Source organism: Actinoplanes sp. CA-030573, from assembly GCF_050951115.1.
Lineage (GTDB): Bacteria > Actinomycetota > Actinomycetes > Mycobacteriales > Micromonosporaceae > Actinoplanes.
The window spans coordinates 3789085-3814086 of sequence record NZ_CP192038.1 but is presented as its reverse complement, the minus strand read 5'-3'; the positions used below and the strand labels follow the sequence as shown (position 1 = coordinate 3814086).

Annotated in this window: 20 protein-coding genes; 3 read left to right on the top strand and 17 right to left on the bottom strand. The window is 71.8% G+C overall.

Annotation, left to right across the window (positions count from 1 at the left end):
- The first annotated feature begins 53 nt into the window (after positions 1 to 53).
- Positions 54 to 1484, top strand: a complete 1431-nt coding sequence (locus ACQP2F_RS17710) for a diguanylate cyclase domain-containing protein (protein ID WP_433305307.1) — start codon at positions 54 to 56, stop codon at positions 1482 to 1484.
- Between the two features lie 47 nt (positions 1485 to 1531).
- On the top strand, positions 1532 to 2851 hold the full coding sequence (locus tag ACQP2F_RS17705; protein WP_433305305.1) for an ATP-dependent 6-phosphofructokinase: 1320 nt from the start codon (positions 1532 to 1534) through the stop codon (positions 2849 to 2851).
- An 11-nt stretch (positions 2852 to 2862) separates the two neighbouring features.
- Here the strand turns inward: ACQP2F_RS17705 and ACQP2F_RS17700 are convergent, their stop codons facing one another.
- Positions 2863 to 4173: an MFS transporter gene (locus tag ACQP2F_RS17700; protein ID WP_433305304.1), complete on the bottom strand. Its 1311-nt coding sequence runs from the start codon at positions 4171 to 4173 to the stop codon at positions 2863 to 2865.
- 139 nt (positions 4174 to 4312) lie between these two features.
- Positions 4313 to 5341 (bottom strand): RNA polymerase subunit sigma-70, encoded by a 1029-nt coding sequence (locus ACQP2F_RS17695; protein ID WP_433305302.1) that lies wholly within the window; start codon positions 5339 to 5341, stop codon positions 4313 to 4315.
- A 156-nt stretch (positions 5342 to 5497) separates the two neighbouring features.
- Between ACQP2F_RS17695 and ACQP2F_RS17690 the strand changes: the two genes are divergently transcribed.
- Entirely contained in the window at positions 5498 to 6283 is a 786-nt protein-coding gene (locus ACQP2F_RS17690) for an SDR family NAD(P)-dependent oxidoreductase (RefSeq protein WP_433305300.1), read from the top strand.
- A 134-nt stretch (positions 6284 to 6417) separates the two neighbouring features.
- On the opposite strand, the gene ACQP2F_RS17685 is transcribed toward ACQP2F_RS17690, so the two are convergent.
- From ACQP2F_RS17685 to ACQP2F_RS17615, 15 genes are all read right to left on the bottom strand, one after another.
- Positions 6418 to 7476 (bottom strand): MSMEG_0565 family glycosyltransferase, encoded by a 1059-nt coding sequence (locus ACQP2F_RS17685; RefSeq protein ID WP_433305298.1) that lies wholly within the window; start codon positions 7474 to 7476, stop codon positions 6418 to 6420.
- Positions 7473 to 8306: a carbon-nitrogen hydrolase family protein gene (locus tag ACQP2F_RS17680; protein WP_433305296.1), complete on the bottom strand. Its 834-nt coding sequence runs from the start codon at positions 8304 to 8306 to the stop codon at positions 7473 to 7475. The genes ACQP2F_RS17685 and ACQP2F_RS17680 overlap by 4 nt, the downstream gene beginning before the upstream one ends.
- A gap of 4 nt (positions 8307 to 8310) precedes the next feature.
- Positions 8311 to 9150, bottom strand: a complete 840-nt coding sequence (locus tag ACQP2F_RS17675; RefSeq protein ID WP_433305294.1) for a carbon-nitrogen hydrolase family protein — start codon at positions 9148 to 9150, stop codon at positions 8311 to 8313.
- On the bottom strand, positions 9147 to 10505 hold the full coding sequence (locus tag ACQP2F_RS17670) for an MSMEG_0567/sll0787 family protein (protein WP_433305292.1): 1359 nt from the start codon (positions 10503 to 10505) through the stop codon (positions 9147 to 9149). Before ACQP2F_RS17670 ends, ACQP2F_RS17675 begins: the two co-directional genes overlap by 4 nt.
- On the bottom strand, positions 10502 to 11554 hold the full coding sequence (locus tag ACQP2F_RS17665; RefSeq protein ID WP_433305290.1) for an MSMEG_0568 family radical SAM protein: 1053 nt from the start codon (positions 11552 to 11554) through the stop codon (positions 10502 to 10504). The genes ACQP2F_RS17670 and ACQP2F_RS17665 overlap by 4 nt, the downstream gene beginning before the upstream one ends.
- Positions 11554 to 12066 (bottom strand): MSMEG_0572/Sll0783 family nitrogen starvation response protein, encoded by a 513-nt coding sequence (locus tag ACQP2F_RS17660; protein WP_433305288.1) that lies wholly within the window; start codon positions 12064 to 12066, stop codon positions 11554 to 11556. The genes ACQP2F_RS17665 and ACQP2F_RS17660 overlap by 1 nt, the downstream gene beginning before the upstream one ends.
- Positions 12063 to 12872: an amidohydrolase family protein gene (locus ACQP2F_RS17655; RefSeq protein WP_433305286.1), complete on the bottom strand. Its 810-nt coding sequence runs from the start codon at positions 12870 to 12872 to the stop codon at positions 12063 to 12065. Before ACQP2F_RS17655 ends, ACQP2F_RS17660 begins: the two co-directional genes overlap by 4 nt.
- Entirely contained in the window at positions 12869 to 14173 is a 1305-nt protein-coding gene (locus tag ACQP2F_RS17650) for an MSMEG_0569 family flavin-dependent oxidoreductase (RefSeq protein ID WP_433305284.1), read from the bottom strand. Before ACQP2F_RS17650 ends, ACQP2F_RS17655 begins: the two co-directional genes overlap by 4 nt.
- On the bottom strand, positions 14170 to 14448 hold the full coding sequence (locus ACQP2F_RS17645; protein WP_433305282.1) for an MSMEG_0570 family nitrogen starvation response protein: 279 nt from the start codon (positions 14446 to 14448) through the stop codon (positions 14170 to 14172). Before ACQP2F_RS17645 ends, ACQP2F_RS17650 begins: the two co-directional genes overlap by 4 nt.
- Before the next feature lie 326 nt (positions 14449 to 14774).
- Complete coding sequence (locus tag ACQP2F_RS17640; RefSeq protein WP_433305280.1) at positions 14775 to 17204, bottom strand: CBM96 family carbohydrate-binding protein; 2430 nt, start codon at positions 17202 to 17204, stop codon at positions 14775 to 14777.
- An 18-nt stretch (positions 17205 to 17222) separates the two neighbouring features.
- Positions 17223 to 17804, bottom strand: coding sequence for a hypothetical protein (locus tag ACQP2F_RS17635; protein WP_433305279.1), 582 nt, complete (start codon positions 17802 to 17804; stop codon positions 17223 to 17225).
- Between the two features lie 23 nt (positions 17805 to 17827).
- Positions 17828 to 19069, bottom strand: coding sequence for a glycoside hydrolase family 5 protein (locus tag ACQP2F_RS17630; protein ID WP_433305277.1), 1242 nt, complete (start codon positions 19067 to 19069; stop codon positions 17828 to 17830).
- On the bottom strand, positions 19066 to 20781 hold the full coding sequence (locus ACQP2F_RS17625; protein WP_433305275.1) for an ArnT family glycosyltransferase: 1716 nt from the start codon (positions 20779 to 20781) through the stop codon (positions 19066 to 19068). Before ACQP2F_RS17625 ends, ACQP2F_RS17630 begins: the two co-directional genes overlap by 4 nt.
- A complete protein-coding gene (locus ACQP2F_RS17620) occupies positions 20778 to 22046 on the bottom strand; it encodes a glycosyltransferase (protein WP_433305274.1) in 1269 nt (422 codons plus the stop codon). Before ACQP2F_RS17620 ends, ACQP2F_RS17625 begins: the two co-directional genes overlap by 4 nt.
- On the bottom strand, positions 22043 to 24421 hold the full coding sequence (locus ACQP2F_RS17615; protein WP_433305272.1) for a GtrA family protein: 2379 nt from the start codon (positions 24419 to 24421) through the stop codon (positions 22043 to 22045). Before ACQP2F_RS17615 ends, ACQP2F_RS17620 begins: the two co-directional genes overlap by 4 nt.
- Between the last annotated feature and the right edge of the window lie 581 nt (positions 24422 to 25002).

Sequence of the window (25002 nt, the reverse complement as noted above, 5' to 3'; positions counted from 1 at the left end):
TGAGCCGATGGCTTCCGGCAGCGGTGCGACGCCCGTCCGGAATCGTGGCGAGCATGCGCTGGCTGTACCTCGTCGCCGCGATCCTCGCGCTGCTGCTCATTCTGCCCGCGCCGCTGGCGGTGGCCAATCCGGTGACCGCCACGTTGACCGCGGCGGCGACGGCCGGGCTCGTCGTGTCGTGGATCGCGGGTTACCGGCTGGGGCGCAACTCGGTGTGGCTCGACGCGGCCGACGCGCTCGCGATCGCCGCGTTCGCGCTGGCCTGCCCGTCGCCGGCGGTGGTGTTCAGCGTCGCCTTCTCCGGGCTGTGGTACCGCTCCCTCTACGGCTCGGTGTCGCGGACCGCGGTGACCTGCGCGATCTACGCGGCCGGCCTGTGCGCCATGTTGCTGCTGTGGCCGCTGGTGCCCAACGGTTTCGCGGCGCCGTCGCCGGGCTCCATCATCGGCCCGATGCCGGTGATGTTCCTGGTCGCCATCGTCGGCCGCATGCTCGGCGCCAGCCTCTTCGTGCGCGAGGAGTCCGCCCGCCGGGACGCCGCGCTGGCCACCGCCGGCACCGCCCTGCTGAACGCGCACGACCGCGAGGAGATCATGGGCCTCGCCGGTGCGGCGACCGCCGAGATCTGCGCGGCGACCCCCGGCCTGCGATCGATCGCGGTCTTCCCGGACGAGAACGGCGTCACGGTGACCCACCCGGCCGGACCGTTCGCGCAGCGGCCGGCATCCATGCCGGATCACGTGGTGGGCCGGGACGCCGACGGCCGGGCCATCGCCGTACGGGATCCGCATTTCCTCGATGAGCTGGCCGGCACGGCCTGCGCCTGGATCGTCATCCCCAGCCCCGACCGGAACGCGGACGGTTACCTGCTCCTGGGAACGCCCAAGCGGGTCCCGGACGAGGCCGTGCTGGCCATGACGTCCGTGCTTAACCAGGTCGCCTTCGCGGTCCTCAAGTGGCAGGACCACCAGAGCATCACCCAGCAGGCGCGGACCGACGCCCTCACCGGGCTGGCCAACCGGACCGCCTTCACCGCGGCGCTCGACCGGGTCGCCGGACCGGTCGCGGTGCTCTTCATCGACCTCGACGACTTCAAGAAGGTCAACGACGGCCGGGGCCATGCGGCCGGCGACAAGCTGCTGCGCGAGGTCGCGGCCCGCCTGACCGCGGTGGCCGGTCCCGGCTCGGTAGCGGCCCGGCTCGGCGGCGACGAGTTCGCCCTGATCGTCACCGGCCGCTCCGCCGACGAGGTGGACTCGCTGGCCGAGGTCCTGGTCGGCGAGATCAGCAAGCCCGTCCGGATCACCGGCGCCGATGCCTTCGTCGGCGCCAGCGTGGGCATCGCCGACACGACGACCGCCCCGGACGACTCCGAGCTGCTTCTGCGCCAGGCCGACCAGGCCATGTACGCCGCGAAGATGGCCGGCAAGAACCAGGTACGCCGCTACGACCCGCGGGACCGGCATTTCGTGACGGCCGCCTGACCCGCCGCGGCATCAACCGGAAACGTTGGCGGCCTAGTCTGCGGAGCATGGTGGAGGCGGCGGATCTGCTGGTGCGGACCCTGGGCGAGTGCCGGATCGACTCACCGTTGCAAGGGTTGCTCGACCGGCGTGGCACCACCGAGCATTACGTCGACGAGGCGGATCGGGTGCTGTTCGACGACACCCTGGCCATGGTGGGCGAGCGGATCGGCAAGCCGCCGTCGTTCGAGCCCAGCGGTCCGCGGCGCCGGATCTTCTTCGACCCGGCGAAGATCCGGGTGGGCATCGTGACCTGCGGCGGGCTGTGCCCGGGACTCAACGACGTGATCCGCGGGCTGGTCCTGGAGCTGACCTCACACTACGGCGTGTCGCGCATCGTCGGGTTCCGCAACGGCTACCGCGGGCTGGTCGCCCGGCACGGGCACGACGTTCTCGACCTGACGCCGGCCGGGGTGCAGCACATCAACGAGCACGGCGGGACCATCCTCGGCACCTCACGCGGCAACCAGGATCCGGCCGAGATCGTCGACTGCCTCGACCACCTCGGCGTGAACATCCTGTTCGTGATCGGCGGCGATGGCTCGATGCGCGGAGCCCAGCGGATCGCCCAGGAGATCACGGCCCGCGACCGGCGGATCGCGGTGGTGGGCGTGCCGAAGACGATCGACAACGACATCCCGTGGATCGGGCACAGCTTCGGGTTCCAGACCGCGTTCGGCAAGGCGACCGAGTCGATCCGGGCCGCGCACACCGAGGCCACGGCCCAGCCCGGCGGCGTCGGCCTGGTGCAGCTGATGGGCCGGCACTCGGGTTTCATCGCCTGCTACGCGGCGCTGGCCAACAACGACGCCGACTACGTGCTGATCCCCGAGGTGCCGGTCGATCTGGACGGGTTCCTGCCGCACCTGCGGCAGCGCGTGCGGGAACGCGGGCACGCGCTCGTGGTGGTCGCCGAGGGCGCGGGCCAGGAGTACCTCGCGGCGGACGGCGCGGACGCCTCGGGCAACCGGCTCCTCGGCGACTTCGGCATCTACCTGCGCGGCCGTGTCCTGTCCGACTTCGCGATGGCCGGACAGGAGATCAACCTCAAGTACATCGACCCGAGCTACGTGATCCGCAGCGTTCCCGCCAACCCGTACGACAGCGTGTATTGCCTGCGTCTCGCCCAAGCGGCCGTGCACGCGGCGATGGCCGGCCGCACCGAGATGGTGGTCGGCAGCTGGCGGAACCGGTTCGTGCACGTGCCGATACCGCTGGCCGTGGCCTCCAGGAACCAGGTCGACCCCGGCGGCGACCTGTGGATGTCGGTGCTGGAGGCGACGGGCCAGCCGACGTCGTTCGCCATCCCGCACCGCGCCGCCGCGTAGACCGGAGAAGATCAGCCGGGCACCGCGGCGTTCGCCGGCCCGTCGCCGGTCGGTGCGGGTGCGGCGCGGCGGCTACCAGCCGTCCTGATGCTCAGCGCGACGGCGATCGGCACGGCGGCCGCCCCGATGGCCGCGCACGCCCAGAACGCCCATTGGAAGCCGCCGGTGAGCGCCACCATGGTGGACTGCCCGGTAGCGAGCAGGTTCCCGGTTTGGCTGGTGGCGACGGTCGAGGCGACCGCGACACCGACCGCCCCGCCGACCTGCTGAGTGGTGTTCAACAGTCCGGAGGCCGTCCCGGCATCACGCTCCGCCACCCCGCTGAGCCCGGCTACCGAGATCGGGATGAACGCGAACGCCGTACCCGCGCCGACGACGAGGAAACCGGCGGCGAGATCGGCCCAGAACGTGCCGGCGACGGGCACCCGGGTGGCCAGCACTATGCCGCCGGTGATCAGCGTCATGCCGCCCGCCATGATCGGCCCGGCACCGACGCGGGTGACCAGGACCTGGGCCGGTCCGGCCAGGACGACGGAGGTCAGCGATGTCGCCAGCCAGGCGAAACCGGTCTCGATCGCGGAGTAGCCGAGGACCTGCTGCATGTAGAGCGTTCCGATGAAGATGTACGCGAAGAAGCTGCCCCCCAGCAGCAGCCCCACCGCGTTGGCCGTGGTGACAGCGCGGTTGCGCACCATCCGCAACGGCAGCAGCGGGGCCGCGACACGAGCCTCCACCGCCACGAAACCCGCCAGCAGGACGCCGGCCGCGACGAGCAGGCTGACGATCTTCGCCGAGCCCCAGCCATCCCGCGGTGCCACCGAGATCGCGTACACGAGCAGGAGCAACCCGCCGGTCACGGTCGCGGCGCCGAGCGGGTCGTACCGGCGGCGCGCGGCGCCGATGCGGCTCTCCGGTACCAGCCGCGGCGCGACGGCGAGCGCGGCGATCCCGATCGGGACGTTGAGGAAGAAGATGTACTCCCATCCCAGGTAGCGAGTGAGCAGCCCGCCGGTGATCAGACCGAAGGTGGCGCCGAACGCGCCGAGCGCACCCCAGACGCCGAGCGCCTTGTTGCGGTCGGGTCCCTCGTCGAACATGCTCATGACGATCGACAACGCCGCGGGCAGCACGACGGCCGCCCCCGTGCCTTGGACACCGCGCGCGATGATCATGAAAGTGTCGTCGTCCGAGAGTCCGCAGGCGAGCGACGCCGCGGTGAACAGGCCGAGGCCGGCGAGGAAGAGCCTTCGGCGTCCGAGCAGGTCGGCCGCGCGGCCGCCGAGCAGCAGCAGCCCGCCGAAGGTGAGACCGTAGGCCGTCACCACCCACTGCAGGTCGGATTCCGGGAAGTGGAGCTCGCGGGGTCGTCATCTGGTTCCTTTGCTCCGACGAGGTTGGTCACTCATGTGACCCGCGTCGGCGCGTCAATTCACCGGCGGTCGGCGAACGGCAACGGGGCGATCAGGAGCGCTCGTCCGCCGCCCGCGGGAGTGAGCGGGGCAGTCCGAACCACGCGAGGGCTCGGTTCTCGAACCGCGTCAACCCGCAGATCTTCTCTCCCGACAGGGTGAGGACGATGAACCCGACGCCGTGGCGAGTTCCGTTCGGCGACCGCAGGTAGGAGCCGAAGGCGGGCTGCCCGTTCGCACGCGCCGGAACGAGATCGAACCTGCGGCCCGACCCGAAGAGGCGCTCGAGGAATCGCTCGACCACGCCACGGCCCTCGTACTCGAAGGGGATCGGCGGCATCGACATGAACACGTCATCGGTCAGCAGATCGACGATCGCGTCGATGTCCGCCGCTTGGTAGGCGCCGACGAACCTGGCCACGATGGCCTCCTCGGCCGGCGATGCCGCGGCCGGCGGCGGCTGCCGATCCGGCGTTTCCCGCCGGGACCGGGCGATGCCGGCGCGGGCGCGCTTGAGGGCGCTGGTCACCGACTCGACCGTGGTGTCGAGCATTCCCGCGACCTCGGTGGCGGGGAAACCGAGGACGTCACGGAGGATGAGCACCGCGATCTGCCGCGGTGGCAGGATCTGCAGCGCCGTGATGAAGGCGAGCGACATCGACTCGACCAGTTCGTAGTGTGCCTCGGGCCGCAGCGGTCCCGCCGCCTCGCCGAGGACGCTGTCCGGGAACGGTTCGAGCCAGACGACCTCGCCCATCCGGGTGGGTTCCGGCGGTTCGACCTTCGGCACGTTCCACTCCTGGGCCGGGCGTCTGCTGGCGGCGCGCAAGGCGTTGAGGCACCGGTTCGTGGCCACTCGATAGAGCCAGGTGCGGATGGAGGAGCGTTCCTCGAATCCGCCGATTCCCGACCACGCGGCGAAGAGCGCTTCCTGTACGGCGTCTTCGGCGTCCTGGTACGAGCCGAGCATCCGGTAGCAGTGCACGAAGAGCTCGCGGCGATACGGCTCGGTCAGCTCCCGGAAGGCATCGCCGTCGCCGGCCTTGGCCCGTACGACCAGCCCGCCCGTCTCCCTCTTCATGACCGATCCCCTCGTCCGCCGGATGCGCCGATACCCGGGAAGACACCGGAAGACCCCCGGACTGGGCGGTGCGGGGCCGCCCAATCCCGTCCGCTGTTCCTGTCTACCCGGGTGAACCCGCAATCGCGGATCCACCGAACAGGGGGTAAGTCAGCAATGTTGCTCAAGGACAAGGTCGCGGTCGTGTACGGGGCCGGCGGCGAGATCGGCAGCGCGGTCGCTCAGGCGTTCGCCGACGAGGGCGCGCGCGTCTTCGTCACCGGACGCACACCGGGCCCGGTGGACGCCGTCGCGAAGACGATCACCTCAGCCGGCGGGCTCGCCGAGGCCGCCACCGTCGACGCGCTCGACGAATCGGAGATCGAGCAGCACTTGGAGTTCGTCGTCGACCGGGCCGGACGCATCGACGTCTCCGTCAACGCCGTCGGCTTCCCCACCGAGTCGATGGCGCCGCTGGTCGACCAGCGCGCGGACGTGTTTGCCGCCGTGCTCGCGGCCTACACCAGTTCCTACTTCCTCACGGCACGGCACGCGGCCCGGAAGATGACCGCACAGCAGTCCGGCGCGATCCTGACCGTCACCGCACTTCCCGCGCGCTCCGGCGGTGCCGGCCTCGGTGCGTACGGGGCGGCCCAGGCGGCGAAGGACGCCCTGATGAGGCTGCTCTCGGTGGAGCTCGCGGCCACGGGCATCCGGGTGGCCAACATCCGGCCTCATGCGATCCCCGGCTCGCCCACGATCCGGCAGATCTACGAGCTTCGCGCCAAGGAAACCGGAATGCCATGGGACGCGTACGTGTCGGCCCTCGCGTCGCGGACGCACACCGGGCGCTTGTCGACGCTCACCGAGGTCGCCGACGCCGCCGTGTTCCTCGCGTCGGATCGCGCCGCCGGCCTGACCGGAACGACCCTCAACCTCACCATGGGAAATCTCGATGACTGAACGCAAGGATCCCTGCAGTGGGTGGTGGTCGCCTACGGTCTGACGCTGGGCGGCTTCCTGCTTCTCGGCGGCCGGGCCCCGTCCGCCCAGATCGGCGCGCTGTCCGGAGTGCCGCCGACGATGGCCGGGCACGGTCAAGCCGCAACCGCGCGGTACAGCGACACGTGCCGCCGGGCGGCGGCCGACCAGGTGTGGGCGAAGGCCAGGGCCCGGCCCCGGCTCCGCCGGGCCGGATCGGGGTCCTTGATCGCGTCCAGCAGGGCGTCGGCCATGGACGCGGGTCCGGTGCCGTAACCGACCGTGTCGCCGAAGACGTCGCGCAGCACGGGGAGGTCGCGGACCACCACCGGAACCCCCGCGGCCAGGGCCTCCATCGCCGCCAGGCCGAAGCCCTCCTTGGTGGACGGGAACGCGAAGGCCGCCGCGCCGGCCACCAGGCCGGGCAGGTCGTCGTGCGGGATCGTGCCCAGCACCTCGGGGGTGACGCCGAGCGCCCGCGCCCGCTCCTCCCACGCCACCCGGTAGGAGCGGTAGTCGAAGAGCGTCTCGCCGCCGGCGATGACCAGGCGCAGTCCGGGGATCCGGTCACGGGCGAGCGCGTACGCCTCGAGCAGGTCGATCGAGCCCTTGCGAGGCTCGATGCCGCCGACCGTGACCAGATACGTCCCGTGCCGGCGGTCCGGGATCGCCGTGGCGAAGCGGGCCGCTTCGACGCCGTTCGGGATCACCACCGGGCGGCGGGCCCAGCCCGCCTCCACCTCGGCGGCCACCGCGGCCGAGACGCAGATGTGCGCGTACGGCCGGACGATCGCGCGTTCGTGGCAGGCCACCAGCTCGGGGGTGGTGAACTGGTCGAGGTGGTGCACGGTCCGGATGCAGCGGTCCACCGCGTTGGCGCTGATGCAGTCCTGGGCGTGCACGATGTCGTACCCGCCGGGGGTGAAGGCGGCCCGCAGCACCGCGATCGAGCGGAGGATCCGCGGCCCGACCGCCTCCCCGGCCACCTCGGGGAACGGCACGATGCGCAGCCGTACGCGTGGATCGACCGCTCGGAAGAAGCCCCCGTCGCCGCCGCGGCCCAGGGTCCAGACGGTGACCTGTTCGCCCAGCTCGGCGAGCGCCTCGGCCAGGGCCAGCGTGTGCACCACGCCGCCGCGCGGGCGGGTCGAGTAGGTGAGCAGAGCGATTCTCATCGAGCCGTCCGGTAGGCGGCGGGGCGCAGCTCGTCGAGGTGGTTGAGCACCCGCCGAGCCATGGCGATCTCGGCGGCCACGTCGAGCTCGGCCACCGCGAGGCCGGCCTTGGCCCAGGTGCGGGCCAGGACGTTGCCGGCCGGGCCGACCACCTTGGCCTGGCCGAGGAAGCGCAGGCCGCCGGCGGCGCCGGTCTGGTTGGAGCTGACCACGACGATCTGGTTCTCCGCGGCCCGGGCGCAGTCGTACAGGTCGAACAGCCGGGACTGACGGTCCTGGGCGAGTTTCGGGGCGCGGTTGGTGATGCTCGCCGGCCACGCCGACAGACACGCCACGATCTGGGCGCCGTCGACGGCCAGGGTCCGGGCCGACTCGGGGAACGTCTTGTCGTAGTCGATCAGCATGCCGACCCGGCCGACCGGGGTGTCGAAGGCCGCGAACCCGTCGCCCGGGGCGTACACCGTGCTCTCCGCCGCCGGCAGGTGAACCTTGCGATGCCGGCCGAGCACCCCGTCGCCGCTCAGCGACACGGCCGCGTTGTACCGCCGGTCGCCGTCCGCCTCGCAGTAGCCGACGCAGACCACCATGGCGCCGGCCATCCCCGCGATCTGCTCGAAGATCGGGTCGTCGGGCTTGAGGGCGGGCGGCAGCGCGGCGGGGTCGGGGTGGCGAAGGTCGGCCAGGTAGCCGCCGATCGCCGCGTCGGGCAGCACGAGCAGGCCGGCCCCGGCGGTCCGGGCGTCGCCGATGAGCTTGCCGATGCGACCGAGGTCGTAGTCGAGGTCGCGGCCGAAGTGGGCGGCCGCGGCTGCGATCCGGGTGACAGTCACGGTGTCACGTCAAAAGACGTTCGAGCGAGCGGTACGCGTCCGGCCGCCGGTCGCGCAGGTGGGCCATCGAGCGGCGGGCCGCGGCCAGGGCGGCGGCCACGTCCACCTCGGCCACCGCCATGCCGGGCGCGGTGCCGGTGGTGGCCAGCACGTCGCCGCCGGGGTCGACGACCTTGGCGCTGCAGACGAAGCGCAGCGAGCCGAACGTGCCGGACTGGTTCGCCGACAGCCAGACCACCTGGTTCTCACACGCGCGGGCCCGGTCGAACAGGTCGAAACGGCGGGTCCAGCGGTCGTCGGCAAGGTCGGCCGGCGCGTTCGTGCGGCTGCCCGGCCAGGCCGAGACCACCACGATGATCTCGGCGCCGTCCAGCGCGAGCGTCCTGGCCGACTCGGGAAAGGCCTTGTCGTAGCAGATCATCAGGCCGAGCCGGCCGACCGGGGTGTCGAACGCCGTGAACGAGTCGCCGGAGTCGTAGCTGGTGCTCTCCCGCAGCGGCTGGTGCACCTTGCGGTGGTTGGCGAGCACCAGGCCGTCGTGCACGCAGACGACGCTGTTGTAGCGGCGGTCGCCGTCGGCCTCGCAGTACCCGGCGCACACCACCATGTCGCCGGCCATCGCGGCGAGCCGGGCGATCTCCGGGCCGTCCAGGCGCAGCGCCGGCGGTTCGTCCGCGCCTCCGTCCAGGTGGGCGAGATAACCACCGAGACAAGCCTCAGGCAGAGCAAGCAGCCGTACGCCGTCGGCGCGCGCCCGCTCGATCAGGTCCGCGACGCGCGCGAAGTCCCCTTCCAGGTCCCGGTCGAAGGGTGCGGCCACGGCCGCCATCCGTACGATGCTCATGCTGCTGTCCCCAATCCGGTGACGCCGGCGTCCACGGCGGCGGTGATCTCCCCGTCCGGCCAGCGAAGGTGCACGCCGTGGCCGGCGACCAGCTCGCCGCAGTCGGCGGTGAGCGCGGGCCCGGCGTCGGCGCCGGCCAGCGGGCCGGCGGTGAGCATGGCGAAGCCGGGAAAGCAGGCGAGCCAGTCGCCCACCGTCGCGCCGGCCGGACGCGGCACCCGGGCCACGTCGAGCAGCGCGCCGCAGCCGCTCGCCTCGGCCAGCATGCCGAGCGTCCCGGCGATGCCGGCCATCGACACGTCCTTGGCCGCGGCGGGCCGGGCCCGGCGTACGAACGACTGCATGCGCCGCAGCTCCCCGGGCGTGCGGTCGCTGGTGGAGTCCCACTGGCGGCCGTGGTGTCCGGGTCGCCAGCGGCCGCCGAGGTCGGCCGTGAGCCGCACCCGCATGCCGGGCCGGCCGCCACCGCCCGAGACCGGCACGGCCGTACGCCCGAGGGCGGTCGCCGAGAGCGCCGCGGGCACGCCGAGCTGGGTGTGACCGCCCAGCACCGGGATTCCCCACGCCTCGGCGGCGCGGCGCAGTCCGCCCAGAATGCGGGCCGCGTGCGCGACGTCCCGGGCGCCGACGGCGTTGAGCAGGCCGACGGGTTCCGCGCCCATCGCGGCCAGGTCGTTCACGTTGACCAGCACCGCGCACCAGCCGGCCCACTCCGGGTCGCGCTCCACCATGGACGGCACGATCGCGTCGCACGCGGCGATGAGGTCCGACCCGGGCACCGGAGCGCCGTCGTCGCCGACGAAGCCGGCCCCGCCCGGCGCGAGCCCGGCGAGCAGGCCGCCGAGCGGGCCCTTGGTGGCAGCGGCGAGCGCGGCCAGCCGGCCGATCGGCCACCGCATCAGCGTGTGCGGCCGGCCGGCGACGGTCGTGTGCCGCACCGGTCGCCACCCGAGCCGCCGGAACAGCGGCTCGTTGCGTGCCTGCACGGTCGCGTCGAACCGCAACGCGCCCGCGCTCTCGGCGTAGGCGCAGGCCGCCCGCACCAACGCCGGCCCGATGCCGAGCGAACCCCGCGCGGCCGGGTCGACGGCCAGCCGGCCACCCCGCCACCATCCGATGTCCGGGCCGCTCGATGCCGGGCCGATCCGGACCCCGCCGAGCAACTTCCCGCGCGTCGAGCGGGCGACCAGCACGACGGTCCGCGGATCGTCGTCATGCATGTCCCGGTCGTCGCGCTCGAACATGCCCTGCTCGTCGACGAACACCCGCCGGCGCAGCGCCCGGTAGTCCGCCGGATCGTCCGCCGGCTCGACCAGGAAATGGGGCCCGACCAGGGCCGGAACGAGATCCGTCATCCGCCGGCCGCCTGGAGGACACCGCACGCCCCGCACGCGGCACAGCCGGCCTTCTGATCGACGCCGAGCATGCCCGCCGCGCGCAGCAGGTCGGCCACCCTCGTGCTCACGTCGCGCACCAGCGACGGCGCGGGCGCCGGCACCCCGTCGCGGCGGGCGAGCGTGCCGGCCATCGGCCGGAACGGCACCACGAACGGGTAGACGCCGCGCGCGATCAGCGCGGCCGCCCCCGCGACCAGCTCGTCCGGGTCCTCGCCGAGGCCGATCAGCAGGTACGTGGAGACCTGGTTGCGGCCGAACACGGCGACCGCGCGGTCCCACGCGGCCTGGTACTCGGCCATCGGCACCGAGCTCTTGCCCGGCATCCACCGGCGACGGACGGCGTCGTCGAGGGACTCCACATGGATGCCGATCGAGGCGGCGCCCGCCACGTGCAGCTCGTCGATCACCGACAGGTCGCCGGGCGGCTCGATCTGCACCTGGACGGGCAGGCCGGGCACGGCCGCCAGGACCGCACGCACACAGCGCACCAGGTTCCGGGCGCCGCGGTCCGGGCCCGTCGTGGTGCCGGTGGTCATCACCATCTGGCGGACGCCGTCGAGCCGGACCGCGGCCTCGGCCACCTCCGCGAGCTGCGCGGGGGTCTTGGCGGCGATCGTGGCGTCACCGCGGAGCGACTCCTCGATCGTGCAGAAGCGGCAACGCTGCTCCTCGGCGTACCGGATGCAGGTTTGCACCACGGTCGTGGCGAGCACATCCTTGCCGTGCAGCCGCGCGATTCGCTCGTACGGCACGCCGTCCCTCGTCGACAAGTCATAAAATTTCGGGCGTCGGACGACGTCGAGGGACAAGCCGGTGTCGTTCTCGCCGAGCCAGACGCGCCCGCCGCGTACCGAATACGGGCTTTCCGGATTTATCGGGAAAGTGGCGTTCTGCCCGTCGAGGACGACGTGGCCGTCATCGCTGGGACCGGCCCCGGCCGGGCGGCGGACGGGCGTGGACGCCCGCACGCCGCGCACGGCCAGGTCGGCACGAACGTCGATGCTCATCAGAACATGTAGGTCGAGTTGATGATCGCGCCCTTGCGGGCGTAGTGGATCAGCGCGTCCTGTACGTCGAGCGGGTGGGTCGGGATGACCCCGTCGATGAGGTCTTCCTCGCGGGCGCCGTGCAGTGACAGGCCGAACCGGCAGCAGTACACCTTGCCGCCCTCGGCGATGAAGGTCTTGAGCGAGTTGTTGATGTTGTGCTCGCCCGGGAACGCCGACGCGCCGGTGGTCGGGAAGCCGCGGGTGGCCAGGCAGTTCAGCGAGCCGGGACCGTAGAAGTAGATCGCCGACTCGAAACCCTTCCGCAGGGCCCGGGTGGCCTGGAGGATCGCGACGAAGCTCACCGACGACTCGTGCGCGATGCCGTGCACGAGCGTGAAGTAGGTCTCGCCGTCCTCGGCCTTGTAGTCGGGGAAGACCTTGGTTCCGCCGTAGAGCGACGATCCCTCGGGCAGTGACGGGTGCGGGATCTCGGTGAGGCTCTGCTGCTCGAGGTCGGTCAGGTCGGTCATTTCTCTCCTCCGTACAGCGTCTCGAAATTCGTGTGGAAAACGGCGTCGGACAGTTCCCGGCCGGCGACGGCCGCGCGCAGCCGGGCACTCTCCCCGGCGTGGTCGCCCCAGGGCTCGTCGCTGGCGAACAGCACCCGGTCGTGGCCGAGGCCGCGCCGGTCGATCTCGGTGACCAGCCATCGGGGCGCGAACCCGATGGCCCAGGACAGGTCGGTGTAGACCCGCTTGCCGGCCGCGACCCAGTCGAAGAACCGCGAGCCGATCAGCTTGATGTGGCCGCTCATCCCGCCGCCGAAATGCACCAGGTGGATGCGCACGTCGTCGCCGAACCGCTCGACGAGCCGGCCGACCTGGTCGATGTCGGAGGCGGCCCCCGGCGAGGTGTGCACGTGGACCGTCAGGTCGTGCTCCCGGGCCGCCCCGAAGATCGTCTCCAGGCCCGGGTCGTCCACGCCGCCGCCGAGCAGGAAGCTCAGCTTCAGCGCCCGCACCCCGCGCTCCCCCGCGAGCCCGAGCGCCTTCACGGTGCGGGCCCGGTCGCGTTCCTGCGCCGAGACCCAGAGCCCGCACCGGATCCGGTCGTCCTGCTGGGCGGCCTCGACCACCAGGTCGTTGAAGCCGAACGCCACATCCGGGTCGGGCACGCCGTAGTTGGGCAGGATCAGCGCCCGCTCGGTGCCCTCCCGGTCGAGATCCTTCAGCAGTTCGGCGATGGTGGCGCGGGCGGTCACGTCCGGGTTGACCGGTGGCCCGCCATAGAAGGGGTACGCGGGAAGCAGTCCCAGATGCCGATGCGCGTCGTTCACGCCGCCCACCACTCCACGTCGGGATACGTCTCGGTCGGGGTTCCGGCCAGCCAGCCGACCTCGTCGGAGAACCGGCTACGGCGGGTCGCCGCGATCCGCTCGCACAGGTACGCGGCGTCCCGGGCCACGCCCGCGAACCGGCCCGATCCCCACGTCCACTGCCACGGCAGGCCCAGGAAGTAGAGCCCCGGGCAGCTGGTGACGCCGCGCTCGTGAGTCGGGTAGCCGCGCCCGTCGAAGACCGGCACCTCGATCCAGCGGTGGTCGCGATGGAAGCCGGTCGCCCAGACCACCGCGGAGACCCCGGCGGCGGTCAGGTCGAGCACGCCGCCGGTGCCCTCCGGCACCCAGACGGGCCGGTAGCGGGCCTCGGCCGGCGCTACGATCCCCGCCTGGTCGATGTACCGGTCGATCGCGTCCTTGATGCCTTCGGCCACCGCGTCCGCGCCGTCGAGATTGGCCGCGAGGTCGTCGGCGAAGCGGACGGTCGCGCCGTCCACCCCCTGCAGCCGCCCGTACAGTCGCATGCCCTGCAGCGCGAACGCCCGCAGGTCGATGTCCCGGCCACCGTCCCGCCCGGTCATGTAGTGGTTGGCGCGCAGCCGGACCGCGTCGGCGTCGGCGAAGTCGTCGATGCCCCGGTCGTAGTGGCCCATCTCGTCGAGCCAGGCAAGGGTGTCCCGGCCCCGGTAACGGCGCGCGGCCCGGGGCGCGGAGCCGACCGCGAGGTGGACCCGGCGGCCGGCCAGATGCAGATCCTCGGCGATCTGGCAGCCGGACTGGCCGGTGCCGACCACGAGCACCGCGCCCTCGGGCAGCTGGGACGGGCCGCGGTACTGCGACGAGTGCAGCTGGGCCAGGTCGGCGGGCAACCGCTCGGCGATCCGGGGCACGGCCGGCACGTGGTACGGCCCGGTGGCGACGACGACCTGGTCGGCGGTGGTGACACCGGCCGTGGTGACCAGTTCGAAGACCCCGCCGGCCGTACGCCGCAGCCGGGTCACCGCGACGCCCTCGACCAGGGGCGGGTCGAAGGAGGCCGCGTACTTCTCCAGGAAACCGGCGACCTCGGAACCGGGCATGAAGCCGTCCGGGTCGTCCCCGGCGTACGCGAAGCCCGGCAGTTTGCACTGCCAGTTGGGCGTGACCAGGCAGAAGGAGTCCCACCGGCGCTCCCGCCACTCATGGCCGACCCGCTCCCGCTCGATCACCACGTGGTCGACGCCGCGCTGCCGCAGGTACCAGCTCATCGAGAGTCCGGCCTGCCCGCCCCCGACGACGGCGACCGCGTGATGGCTCACGGCTCGATCCTCTCCACCGTCACGACGCCGGCGGCGTAGCGCCCGGCCGTCGCGGTCACCTCGGCCAGCGCCGCCGCCGCCCGCCCGCACGGAAACCCGTAGGCGGCACGCACCCGGTCACTGGCCGCGCCGAGCGCCACCCGGCTGCGGGCCACGAACTCGCCGACCGGCACCCGCTCCCCGGCGGCGAAGTAGTCCTCGACCACCGTGGAGGGTGAATAGATCCGTTGCGCATGACCATCCGGCCACCGCACCGACACGTATCGCTCCGGCATGGCTCTCACCTGGCCGTTCTCGTCGCTGGTGGCAGCCAGTCAAGGCAGCGCCGGTTTCCCGGCTGTTTCATCCGGAACAACACACCGTTAGATGGTCCTCACCGCGAGCGCACGTTTCGGCCGAATTTCCGGCATGCGCCCGGCGTAGGCGCGCGGACGCCGTCTCGCCGGCCGCGAGGGCGAACGGGCAGGCGGCCGCCCGGGAACGGGCGACCGCCTGCGACCTCGGCCGCGGCCGTCGCCGCTGAACCGGGCGGGTGGGGCCACGCCCGGCTCGTCGCCGAGGTCCGTCGTGCCGGGCGCGGCACGACGACTATCCCGTGCGGTCAGTGGCAGCCGCCGGTGCCGCTGTCGGTCGATCCGCCGGTGTTGGCGGCAACGAACTTCCAGCCGTACGACCCGTTCGACAGGGTCATCTGGAGCACGCCGAAGGTGTTGGCGATGCGGGCAGCGCTGTTGGCCGCGGGCGTCGGCCGGATGCTGAAGAAGTTGCGCCCGCCGCTGCCCACGATGAACTGAGCCACGCCCTTGGCGGCGTCGGCGTTCCCGGCGCCGTCCTGCGGACCGAAACGCTCGTAGAAGTGGGCGTGGCCGGTCAGCACCACGTCGGCGCCCTTGGTGTAGAGCAGCGAGTAGATCGCCTGCATGTCGGGCTGGTGGTCCTGGCTGCTCGAGTAGATCGGGATGTGCCAGTACGCCAGCGTGCACGTGCTGCTCGCGTGCGCGTTCAGGTCGGACAGCAGCCACTGGTACTGCGGGTTGCCCGGGTTGCATCCCCCGACCACTGCGCACTGGCTGTCCAGCGCGATCAGGTGCCAGGAGCCGATGTCGTAGCTGTACCAGGACTTGCACAGGGTCGTACAGCCCGGGTCGAGCGGGTGCGAGCGGTCGCCGAAGTACGTGAAGTAGCCGGTGCCGCCGGTGGGCTGGACGTCGGTGCCGATGTAGCCGTACTCGTGGTTGCCGGGCACCGGATAGGAGATCGAGTTGAGCCGGCCCCAGCCCGGGTCGTACATGCTCTGGTAGTCGCTGAGCGAACCCAGCTCGTACTGGTCATCGCCGAGCGGGAGCACCGCGTCGGGGTGCAGGCTGAGCGCCAGGTCCGAGGTGGCCTGCTGCTGGCAGCTGGTCGCGGTCGGCGTCTTGCCGGCGGTGCAGGCGATGTCGCCGGCGGCGACGATCATCGGGTCGGAGTTGGTGAGCGAGAACGTCGCGCTCACCGTTCCCGCGCTCGCCGTGACCGCGTACGTTCCGGTGGTCGTGCCCGCGGTGACCGGAGGCGTCGTGGCGACGCCCGACGCGTCCGTGGTGACCGTGACGGTGGAGGCGCCGCCCGGGAAGGTGGCCGAGGCGCCGCCGGCCGGGGCGGTGAACGTGACCGCGACGCCGGCCACCGGGTTGCCGCCGTCGGTCACCTTGGCGGCCAGCGGCGCCGCGAAGATGCGGCCGGCCATGACCCGCTGCCCGTCGCCGCCCACCGGCGTGATCGCCGAGCCCGCCGGGGCCGGGGACGTGACCGTGGGCGAGGCCGAGGGCGAGACCGACGGCGTCGTGGGTGTGGGTGTCGGCGTGGTGGAGGTGGTCGTGCCGCCGGACACCGCGGTGACGACCAGGGTGGGCGGGGTGGCGCTCGACTCGCGGCTGGCGAACTTGTTGTTCGCGGTCCGGGTCGTGGTCAGCGCGAAGTCGTAGCCGCCGTTGCCGGCGACCGCGCTCCCGAGGCCGATCGACGCCCAGGTGTTGACGGCGATGTTCGGCCCGGCTCCGACCTGCGCGCCGACGGCCGGCGCACTCGCATACGTCAGCGCGGCCTCGGTCCAGTCCGGCGTGGTCCTCGAGACGAGCACGCCGAGCGCCGAGGTGGCATAGCTGTAGAGCTGGAGGGTGGCCGAGGTGATCGTCCCGGTCACGCCGGTCACGTTGAAGCGGACGTACGCGTTGAGCGTGGGCGTGGTCGGCGAACCGGCCTCGGTCCCCAGGACGAACTCGGAGCCGGGCGTGCTGGACGGGTCGTCGGAGCGCACGTACGAGTCGGCCGTCGCCTTGAACGTGTACGTCGTCGGCGTACCGGACGTGGTCGGCGAGGGCGACGCCGACGGTGAGGCGGACACCGAGGGTGAGGGCGACGCCGACGGTGAGGCGGACGGGGATGTCGTGGTGGCCGACGGAGTGGGCGGGGTCGTCGCGTCGGCGGCGGTGACCAGCAGGCGCGGCGGGTCGGCGGTGACCTCCCTGCTGGCGAGCTGCTTGCTGAGCGTCGAGGTCGTGGTGATCGCGAAGGTGTAGGTGCCGTTGCCGGTGATCACCGAGCTCACGTCGGCGGTGGCGTAGGCGTTGAGGGTCAGCCCGGCCATGTTGGCGACCATCGTGCCGCCGGGGACGGGCCGGGTGTTCCAGGTGACCGCCGGCTCGGTCCAGTCGCTGCCCGCGGTGTAGAGCTGCACTCCGGTGGAGCTCTGTGCGTAGCTGTAGAGCTGCAGCTGCACGGCCGACGGCGCGGCGCTGAGCCCGGTGACCGAGAACTTCACGTAGGCGACGGCCTCGGCCTTGTCGGCGGAGGGCGCGCGCACGGTGAGCGAGGTGGCAGTGCCGTAGTTCGTGTCGGGGGTGTCGGCGCTGACGTAGGCGTCGGCCGTGGCGTTGACATAGGTCGGTGTCACCGCGGCGGACGACACAGTCGTCGCGGCGATCACCCCCGACGCCACGATGATGAGCGCCGACGAGACGACCGCGACGCGAAAGATCCCGTTTCTCATGGTGTTCTCCTGCGCCTGTCAGTCGTCGGCGACGAGACCGTTCTCGTCGCAATCGGTGAGTTTCGTGTCGTGCCAGTGCCAGTCGAGGTGGGTCGCGACGCGCACGGTCCCCTTGCTGTGGCTCGTATAGGAGCCGTCGACGGTGACCCGTACCGACGACTGGGCGGGTACGTTGCGGGCCACGGTGACGTGAGCCGGCCAGAACACGCCGCGTACCGAGGCGAACAGCCGCCCCACGTCGATGGCGGCGCCGGTCTCGTTGTCGACGGTGCCGCTCAGATGGATGCGGTAGCGACGGCCGGCGAGCATGACCGAGCCACCGGACAGGGGCGGGTCGAAGGTGGCCGCGGTGATCATGACGGTGGGCTCGGACCCGGTCGGACAGACGATCAGGCGGCCGGTCGCGTCGGTGAAGGTGTACGGGGCGGGCTGCCCGCCCGCGGGGAGCAGCGGCGGCGTGGTCTGGCCGACGGGCGCCGGGCCGCTGCGGGCGGCGCGGACGAGGACGGTTGCGGCGCCGGCCGCGGCCAGCAGCGCGAGGACGGCGAGGACCGCCGGCAGCAGGAGCCGCCGGCGGCTACGGGGGCTGGATTCAGTCATGACAGTGTTCCGATCCCGCCGGGTCAGGACGCGGCGAAGACGGGCGCGGGGGGCACCGGGGCGGTAAGGACCCGGCAGATGCGGCCCACCGAGGGCAGGCGGCCCAGCTCGGCGGCGTATCCGGCGACGTAGTGGCCGCTGGAGTCACCGTCGAAGTAGGCATGTGTCTCGTAGACGGTGCGGTGGACGGGATCGTTGATCCACGCCCGGGGATGCATGGCGCCGAGGTGACCGGGCCCGGTCTGGCCGTACCCGGTGACGGCGATGTACTGCCGGCTGCCGGTGGCGCGGATGGCGTCGACGGCCTCCTGCGAGATCCGCTCCCACAGCTGGGCGCCGGCGGCGCCGTGGGCGGCGAGCTTGACCGGCTCGTTGAGCAGGTCGAAGCCGGTGACCGCCGGCTCGTCGCCGGTGGCGGCCGCGAGCTTGGACCACAGGTCGGCAAGGCGCTCGGCCGGAAGGGCGGCCGAGCCGAGCACGGGGCGGCCCGTTGCGGCGTAGGTGCCGTAGCCGTGCAGGTCGAGAACGACCGCGATGCCGTTGGCGTGCGCCAGGCCGAGCGCGGTGCGCAGCCGGGACAGCTCGGCCGGGTCGAGGGGCCCGCCGGGCCGGCGCTGGAGCCGTTCCCAGGACAGCGTCAGGCGGATCAGGCGGACGTCCTGGGACGCGAGATACGCATAGCCGGCCGCGTTCTCGTAGCTGTAGTCGTAGCCGTAGCGGCCCGGATCGGCGACGGTCGGCGAACCGAACGACCCGCCCGCCAGCACGACGCCGCGCAGGTAGTGGAGGGTGCTCGGGTGACCGCCGAGGATCGCTGCCTGCGGTCCGGCGCTGTCGATCGCGGTCGATCCGGCCGAGCGCCGGTACACCGCCATGGGGTAGCCGGCCGGCCAGCCCGCGGCCGCCCACGTGGTCACGGGCAGCCCGATCGCGTCGGCGGCGTCGTACCAGACCTGCGCGACGCCCGCCCACGCCGCCGCGTCCGCTCCCCCGCCGGGCCAGCCCACCTCCCCGACGTAGCCGGGCACGGCGTTACGGCTCAGCCATCCGGCGAAGGTGGCGAGGTCGTCGAGGGCCCGCGCCTGGACGGCGTCCGTCGCGCAGACGCGCGGCGGGCTCCGGTGCAGCAGGCGCGGGACGACGAAGGCGGCCGCGCCGCCGAGACAGACGGCGGTCGCGGCGGCGATCAGGACCCGCGCCGATATCCGGCGGCGTGGTGGCACCGAGACGCGCCGGGTCGGGGAATGCAGGGTGGAAACCATCATTTCGCCGTTTTCTTGGGTTTCGGTGGCGGCCTCTTGGCGGTCGAGTCCGGCATGGCGGGGTCCACCCGCCGGATGGTCACCCTGTCCAGCCCGTTGCCGAACGTCGCCACGACCCGCGAGTGCGCGAGCGCCTTGCCGAGCGTCGGGAACTGCGTGAGGGTGTCCTTCGACGGCCTCCCGTCGGCCTGGATGTGGACGGACAGGTCGTCCTGGTGGTCGAGGACCAGATAGGAGATGCCGGCCCACTGGTGCACGCCCGGGATGCGCACGTCCTGGTCGACGTCGAGCTTGGTGAACCAGACGACGTGGTCGCTCGGGCGTCCGGAGCGCACGAGGTCGACCCAGAAGCTGTCGTCGACCACGAGGTACTGATCGCCGGTCGTGTGCGCGCGCAGCCAGGCCAGGGCCTCGGCCTTGCCGGCGTCCCGGTCGTTCGTGCGCAGATCGCGGAGCGGATAGCTCCACGCGTGCCCGACCAGGCCGACGAGCGTGACCGCGAGCGCCACGACGATCGCCTGCTTGCCGTGCACGCCCAGCCGCAGCCAGCGGTTGCCCGAGCGGCGCCAGCGGTTCCAGGCCAGATCCCACAGCCAGTCGGCCGAACCGGCGATGGTCAGCGCCGCGAAGGGAATGATCGCGATGACGTACGGATACGGTAGATAGCCGCCGCGCAGCATCTGCAGGACCTGGAAGACGAACGCGAAGGCCACCGCCCGGGTACGCCGGATGAGCATGCCCGGCACCGCCGTGACCAGCGCGAGCCGGGGCAGCCACGGGTCCTGATCGAGCCAGCTGCGGATGACGGCGTGCGCGGTGCTCTTCGGGTCGAAGATGCTGCCGCTACCGGTACGCCCGAACAGCTGCCAGCGCACCGCCCATTCCAGGCTGACGTGGCCGGGCCCGATGAACAGCTCGTTCTTGAGCAGCGCGAAGACCGGATAGCCGACGCAGAGCAGCACGAAGACCACGCCGAAGAAGGCGAACGAGAACCGCCGGGTACGACGGTCGGTGTGCTGCCAGAGGGCGATGAGCACGGCGGGCAGGTAGAGCAGCGCCGTCTCCTTGGTGAGCACGGCCACCGCGAGACAGAAGCCGCCGGCCGCGGCGCCGCGCACGCTGGAGCGCGGCGATGCCACGAAGAAGAACGCGGCCAGCAGCCACGGTGTGACGATGTTGTCGAGCAGCGCGGCGCGGGTGAAGTAGACCGACAGCGGGCTGAGCGCGAAGATCACCACGGCGAGGACGGCCGCGACCCGGCTCATCCGCAGGCGCCGGGCGAGCGCGTAGAGCAGCACGATCGAGACGATCTTGCAGAAGAGCATGAAGCCCCGAGTGGCCGCGATCGCGTACGGCGTGTGGTCGTAGGCGTCGGTCAGCCAGTTCCAGGCGGCGATCTGGATCCAGCCCAGCGGCGGGTGCGCGTACCAGTACGTGTAATGACCCAGGCGATGCCAGTTCTGCACCGCCCACGCGTAGGCCGTGTAGGTGCCCTCGTCGTCGAAGCGCGCGGGCGAGTTGTCCATGCCGATCGCGTGCACGAACCCGCCCACGACGACCAGGACGGTCACGACGACCAGGTCGATCCACCGGGTGCGGATCCCGGCGAGCATCCGCGTGCCGGCACGCCGCCACAGCGGTGCGGGCGGCTCCGGCCGGCCGGTCAGATCCAGGTCGAGGGGCTCGAGGTCCAGGTCGTACGCGGTGACTGTCACGGCATGCTCCCCTCCAGCACCGGCTCGTCGCGGTGGGCGCCGACGTGCTCGGTCTTCTCCCAGCCGCGCTCGCCGCGCATCTCCCGGGCCGTGGCCCGCAGGGCCGCCGTGGCCAGCAGAAGCTGGTAGGGGATCGCGCCCGCCACGAGCTTGAGATAGTCGCGGATGCGCACCCGCAGCCCGAACATGCGGTTGAACTCGGCCAGGCCGATCACCTCGATCGAGAGCGTGGCCAGTGTGGCCGCCATCGGCAGGTACGTGAGCAGCACGAACGGCATGGGTGCGCGGAACAGCAGGATGGTCACCAGCGAGATCGGCACCATGAGCCCGGAGAACGCTTGCATGAACGGCATCGCGAGCAGGTAGCGGGCCATCATCCTCTTGCCGCGGGTGGGCAGCCTGCGCCACTCCCCCCGCTTGAATACCTGCAGGTAGCCCTGGTTCCATCGGGTGCGCTGCTTGAGCAGGCCGGCGAGCGTGGGCGGGGTCTCCTCCCGGGTGGCGAGCGCCGGGCTGTACGCGACGGCCACCTTCGCACCCGCCACCGACAGCCGGATGCCCAGCTCGCAATCCTCGGCCAGGCACTCGGTGTCCCAGCCGCCGACCAGTTGCAGCAGGTCCGTCCGCACGAAGACGGTGTTGCCGCCGAGCGGGATGAAACCGTTGCGCGCGTGGAAGTGCAGCCGGCTGGAGAACCAGAAGAAGTACTCCAGCGTGTTGCGCAGCGACCACCAGCTGGACCGGTAGTTCATCAGTTGCACCCCGCCCTGCACCACGTGGGCCCGTTGGGCACGAAAGCACGCATCCACGTGGCGCAAGAGGTCGGGCGCGACCTCGTCCTCGGCGTCGAAGACCCCGACGATGCGCTTGGTGCAGTGGACGAGCGCCCGGTTGACCGCCTTCGGCTTGTTCTTGGGTACGCCGTCGTCGACCACCACCCGGACGCGCGGGTCCTCCCAGGACAGCTCGCGGGCGACCGCGGCCGTTCCGTCGTCGTCGTCGCCGACGATCACGATGACCTCGAAGTCCGGGTGGTCCTGGCTCAGCAACCGGCGGACGGTGTCACGGAGCACCGCCTCCTCGTGCCGGGCCGGGACGAGCAGCGAGAACGAAAGCCGCGGCTCGTCCGGCTCGGGGAACGGCATCTGGCCCAGGGCGTACGGAGTGCGCCACGAGTCGACCATCCAGGCCAGCGACGTGACCGCGACGATCAGCATCGCGACGGTGGCGAGACCGAAGACGACCATGAGCAGGACCGCCGTCACGCCGCTCCTCCCGGGCGGGCGGCGGCCAGCGGGGTCCAGCGCGGGAAGGCGGCACGCTCGGCCGGCACCGGCCGCCGCCCGTCGAGCATCCTCGGGATCTCGTCCGCCCAGCCGAAGCTGTCGGAAGCCACGACCCGCGTCCGGACGTTGGCCAGGAAGCCGGCGAGGATCTCCCGTTCCCGGGCGCGCAGCTGCTGGTAGCCGAGGCCGCCGATGGTGATGGCCGGGGCGAAGTACTTGAACGGCGGAAAGCCGTACGCGTCGTCGGTGTTGGTGATCATCCGGCGCAGGGTCTCGTCGGGGTCGAGGGCGGCGATGCGCGGCGCGCCACGCTCGATGATGAACAGCTCGCGTACGGTCGTGGCGCTCCCGAGCTTGCACGGCACCAGCCGGTCCACCGTGTACTTGGGCGGCGGAACCATCCGCTGGGTGATCGCGTTGATCCCCATGATCGGCACGTTGAAGCGGCTGAGGGTCAGCGCCAGCGAGCGGCCGCCCTTGGAATGCAGCCGGCTCTGGAACTGAAGCCGGCGCCAGTCGGACGGGGTGAGATCGTCGGCCTGCACGGCGCGCAGCGTGTGCGCCGAGATGGTGAGCGGCTTGGGGAAGCACACCGCCGTGCCGTCCGGGTTGATCACGGTCATGTCGTCGGAGAGGAAGACGCCGCCGTGCTCGCGCAGCAACCGCAGCACGGTCGCGGTCTTGCCGGTATCGGTGAGCGCCGAGAGCATCACCCCGACGCCGCCGAGCTCGACGCAGGCCGAGTGCAGCAGCATCTTGCCCCGGCTGACCAGCACGAACCGCAGCAGGGCCTCGACGATGTTGGTGTAGACGACATGCGGCGACCCGGCCAGCAGCGGACCCACGCGGATGTCGACGGTGTCGCCCAGTTCGACGCGGAAGTTCGCGCCGAACCGCCCGAGGTGCTCCTCGTAGCGCAAGGTCACCGGATCCGAGTATTCGATCATGGTGGCCCGCCGGCGAGGCCGGCGGCTTCCCACATCCCCGACGCGGACCGCGATGTCGACCTCGGCGTCCGGCACCCACTGCGCCCGGAAGAACTCGAGCTCCGGCAGCAGGATCTGCGAGCCGATGGTGACTGTTCCGGCGATGTCGTACCGGTACTGCAGGTAGCGGGACCGCTTGCGGGCGGCGACCGGCGGCGGATGGGGCGCGCCCGGGTCGACCAGCATGAGCACGGGGTCGCGGCCGGGTTCCTGCCCCTTGCCGTAGATGACCCGGTCGCTGACCAGGAACCTGGCCAGGAAGAGGACGACCAGCGTGATCGCGTTGGCGGCCAGCAGGTCCATGCCGGTGACCAGGAGCAGTTGCAGCAGCGGCAGGCGGCCGATGAGCAGCAGGTTGTTCATGATGAAGAAGCGCACGCCGCGACCGGCGGTCGAGCCGTTGCCGCGCCCTCGATAGACGAGCAGCTCGATCAGGAAGAAGTTCCACGCCGTGGAGGCCTGGGTGGCAAGGGAGGCGGCGAGCAGGTGGTGCAGCCCGGCAACGCTGGCCAGCAGCCAGAGGGCCGCGGTGTTGACCACGACGCCGGAGAGCCCCACCATGCCGAAAGCGACCAGGCGTCCGAACTGCCGTGCGCGGTTCGGCGGCGACTGCCGGATCTGGCCGACGAACCGGTGCAGGCGCAGGCGGGTGAGGTGGCGCAGGAACGCGGCGCCCGCGCGCAGCGACGCCCCCGGCGGCCGGACCTCCTGCGGGGCGGCCTCGTAAGCGACCTCGGCCACCCGGGCCGCCGGATTGCGGACCAGCAACTCCATGAGGACCTTGCCGCCGACCGGGTCCAGCCGGCCGAGATCGACGGCGTCGGCCCGGAATGCGAACAGGCCGCTCATCGGGTCGCTGACGGTGGCGAGGCGGCGCGGGAAGAGCGCCTTGGCCGCACGGACGGCGCTGCCCAGCCGGTCGCCGGTGCCGGCGCCGGCGTGCCGGGTGCCGACCACGATGTCGACGTCGTGCCGCAGCGCCGTCCGGGCCAGGTCGGCGGCCGTCTCCGGCGCGGGATGCAGCGTGACGTCGACCACCATGATCCATTTACCCCGGGCGTGCCTGCTCGCGGCCATCACGGCGCCGCCCAGGCCGCTGCGGCGCTGGTGCGGCGGCCGGTGGACGATCGTCACGGGCGTGGCGGTACGGTCGGGCACGGCCGGCGTCGTGGCGCCGTCGGCGACCACGAGAATCTCCGCGCCGAGACCGGCGCAGGCCTCGGCGAGCCGGCCCACGAAGCCGTCGCGGTTGAGGTCGGCGCCCCGGTCCGGTAAGACGACGCTGAGGCTCGGACGACACGATGCGCCGGGCGGCGCGGATGATGCCCCGGTCGAAACAGTTCCGTTGCCGATCACGTTATCCTCCACGAGAATGAATGTCGGGCAGGCTCGGCCGCATCGATTAACAAATCGATGTCAGGTAATACGATCGGGCGAGCGCGTTTTTGGGCAGCGCGAATCGCATCGAGTGATGGACGTCCAGCGTCCGAAATGTTGACCGAGGGCAGCGTCAATCGCGCCGGATATCCTCGGCGAAGAGGGGCGCGGGTCGTGTGACGCGGCGCCGCAAGGACGTGATCTACGCCCGGAGTCGATCCTTTGCCATGTATCCCCCACCAGGTGTTCGAGCGCCGGTACCTGCATCCCCACCCGGCGCAACCGATCGGCACCGACAATACGTAGGAGCAAAAACCCTGTCCAGCAACCGAATGAAAGATGAACCCCCGGCAAACGGCGAGAATTCTGCCGGTAACGGCGACCCTTTGCCACCAAACCCGGACAAGCGGGTATCGCGAATTGATCGCAGTTCGCTTACCGACATGTTTCGGCTCAAAGAATGCGCAGGTCAGGCGCGGGTATCAGGCATACGACAATTTTTCCGACCACCGTCCGCATAGGATCCGAAGCGACGATGGGGCCGACCCGATCGAGGTCGCCTGGCTGACCGT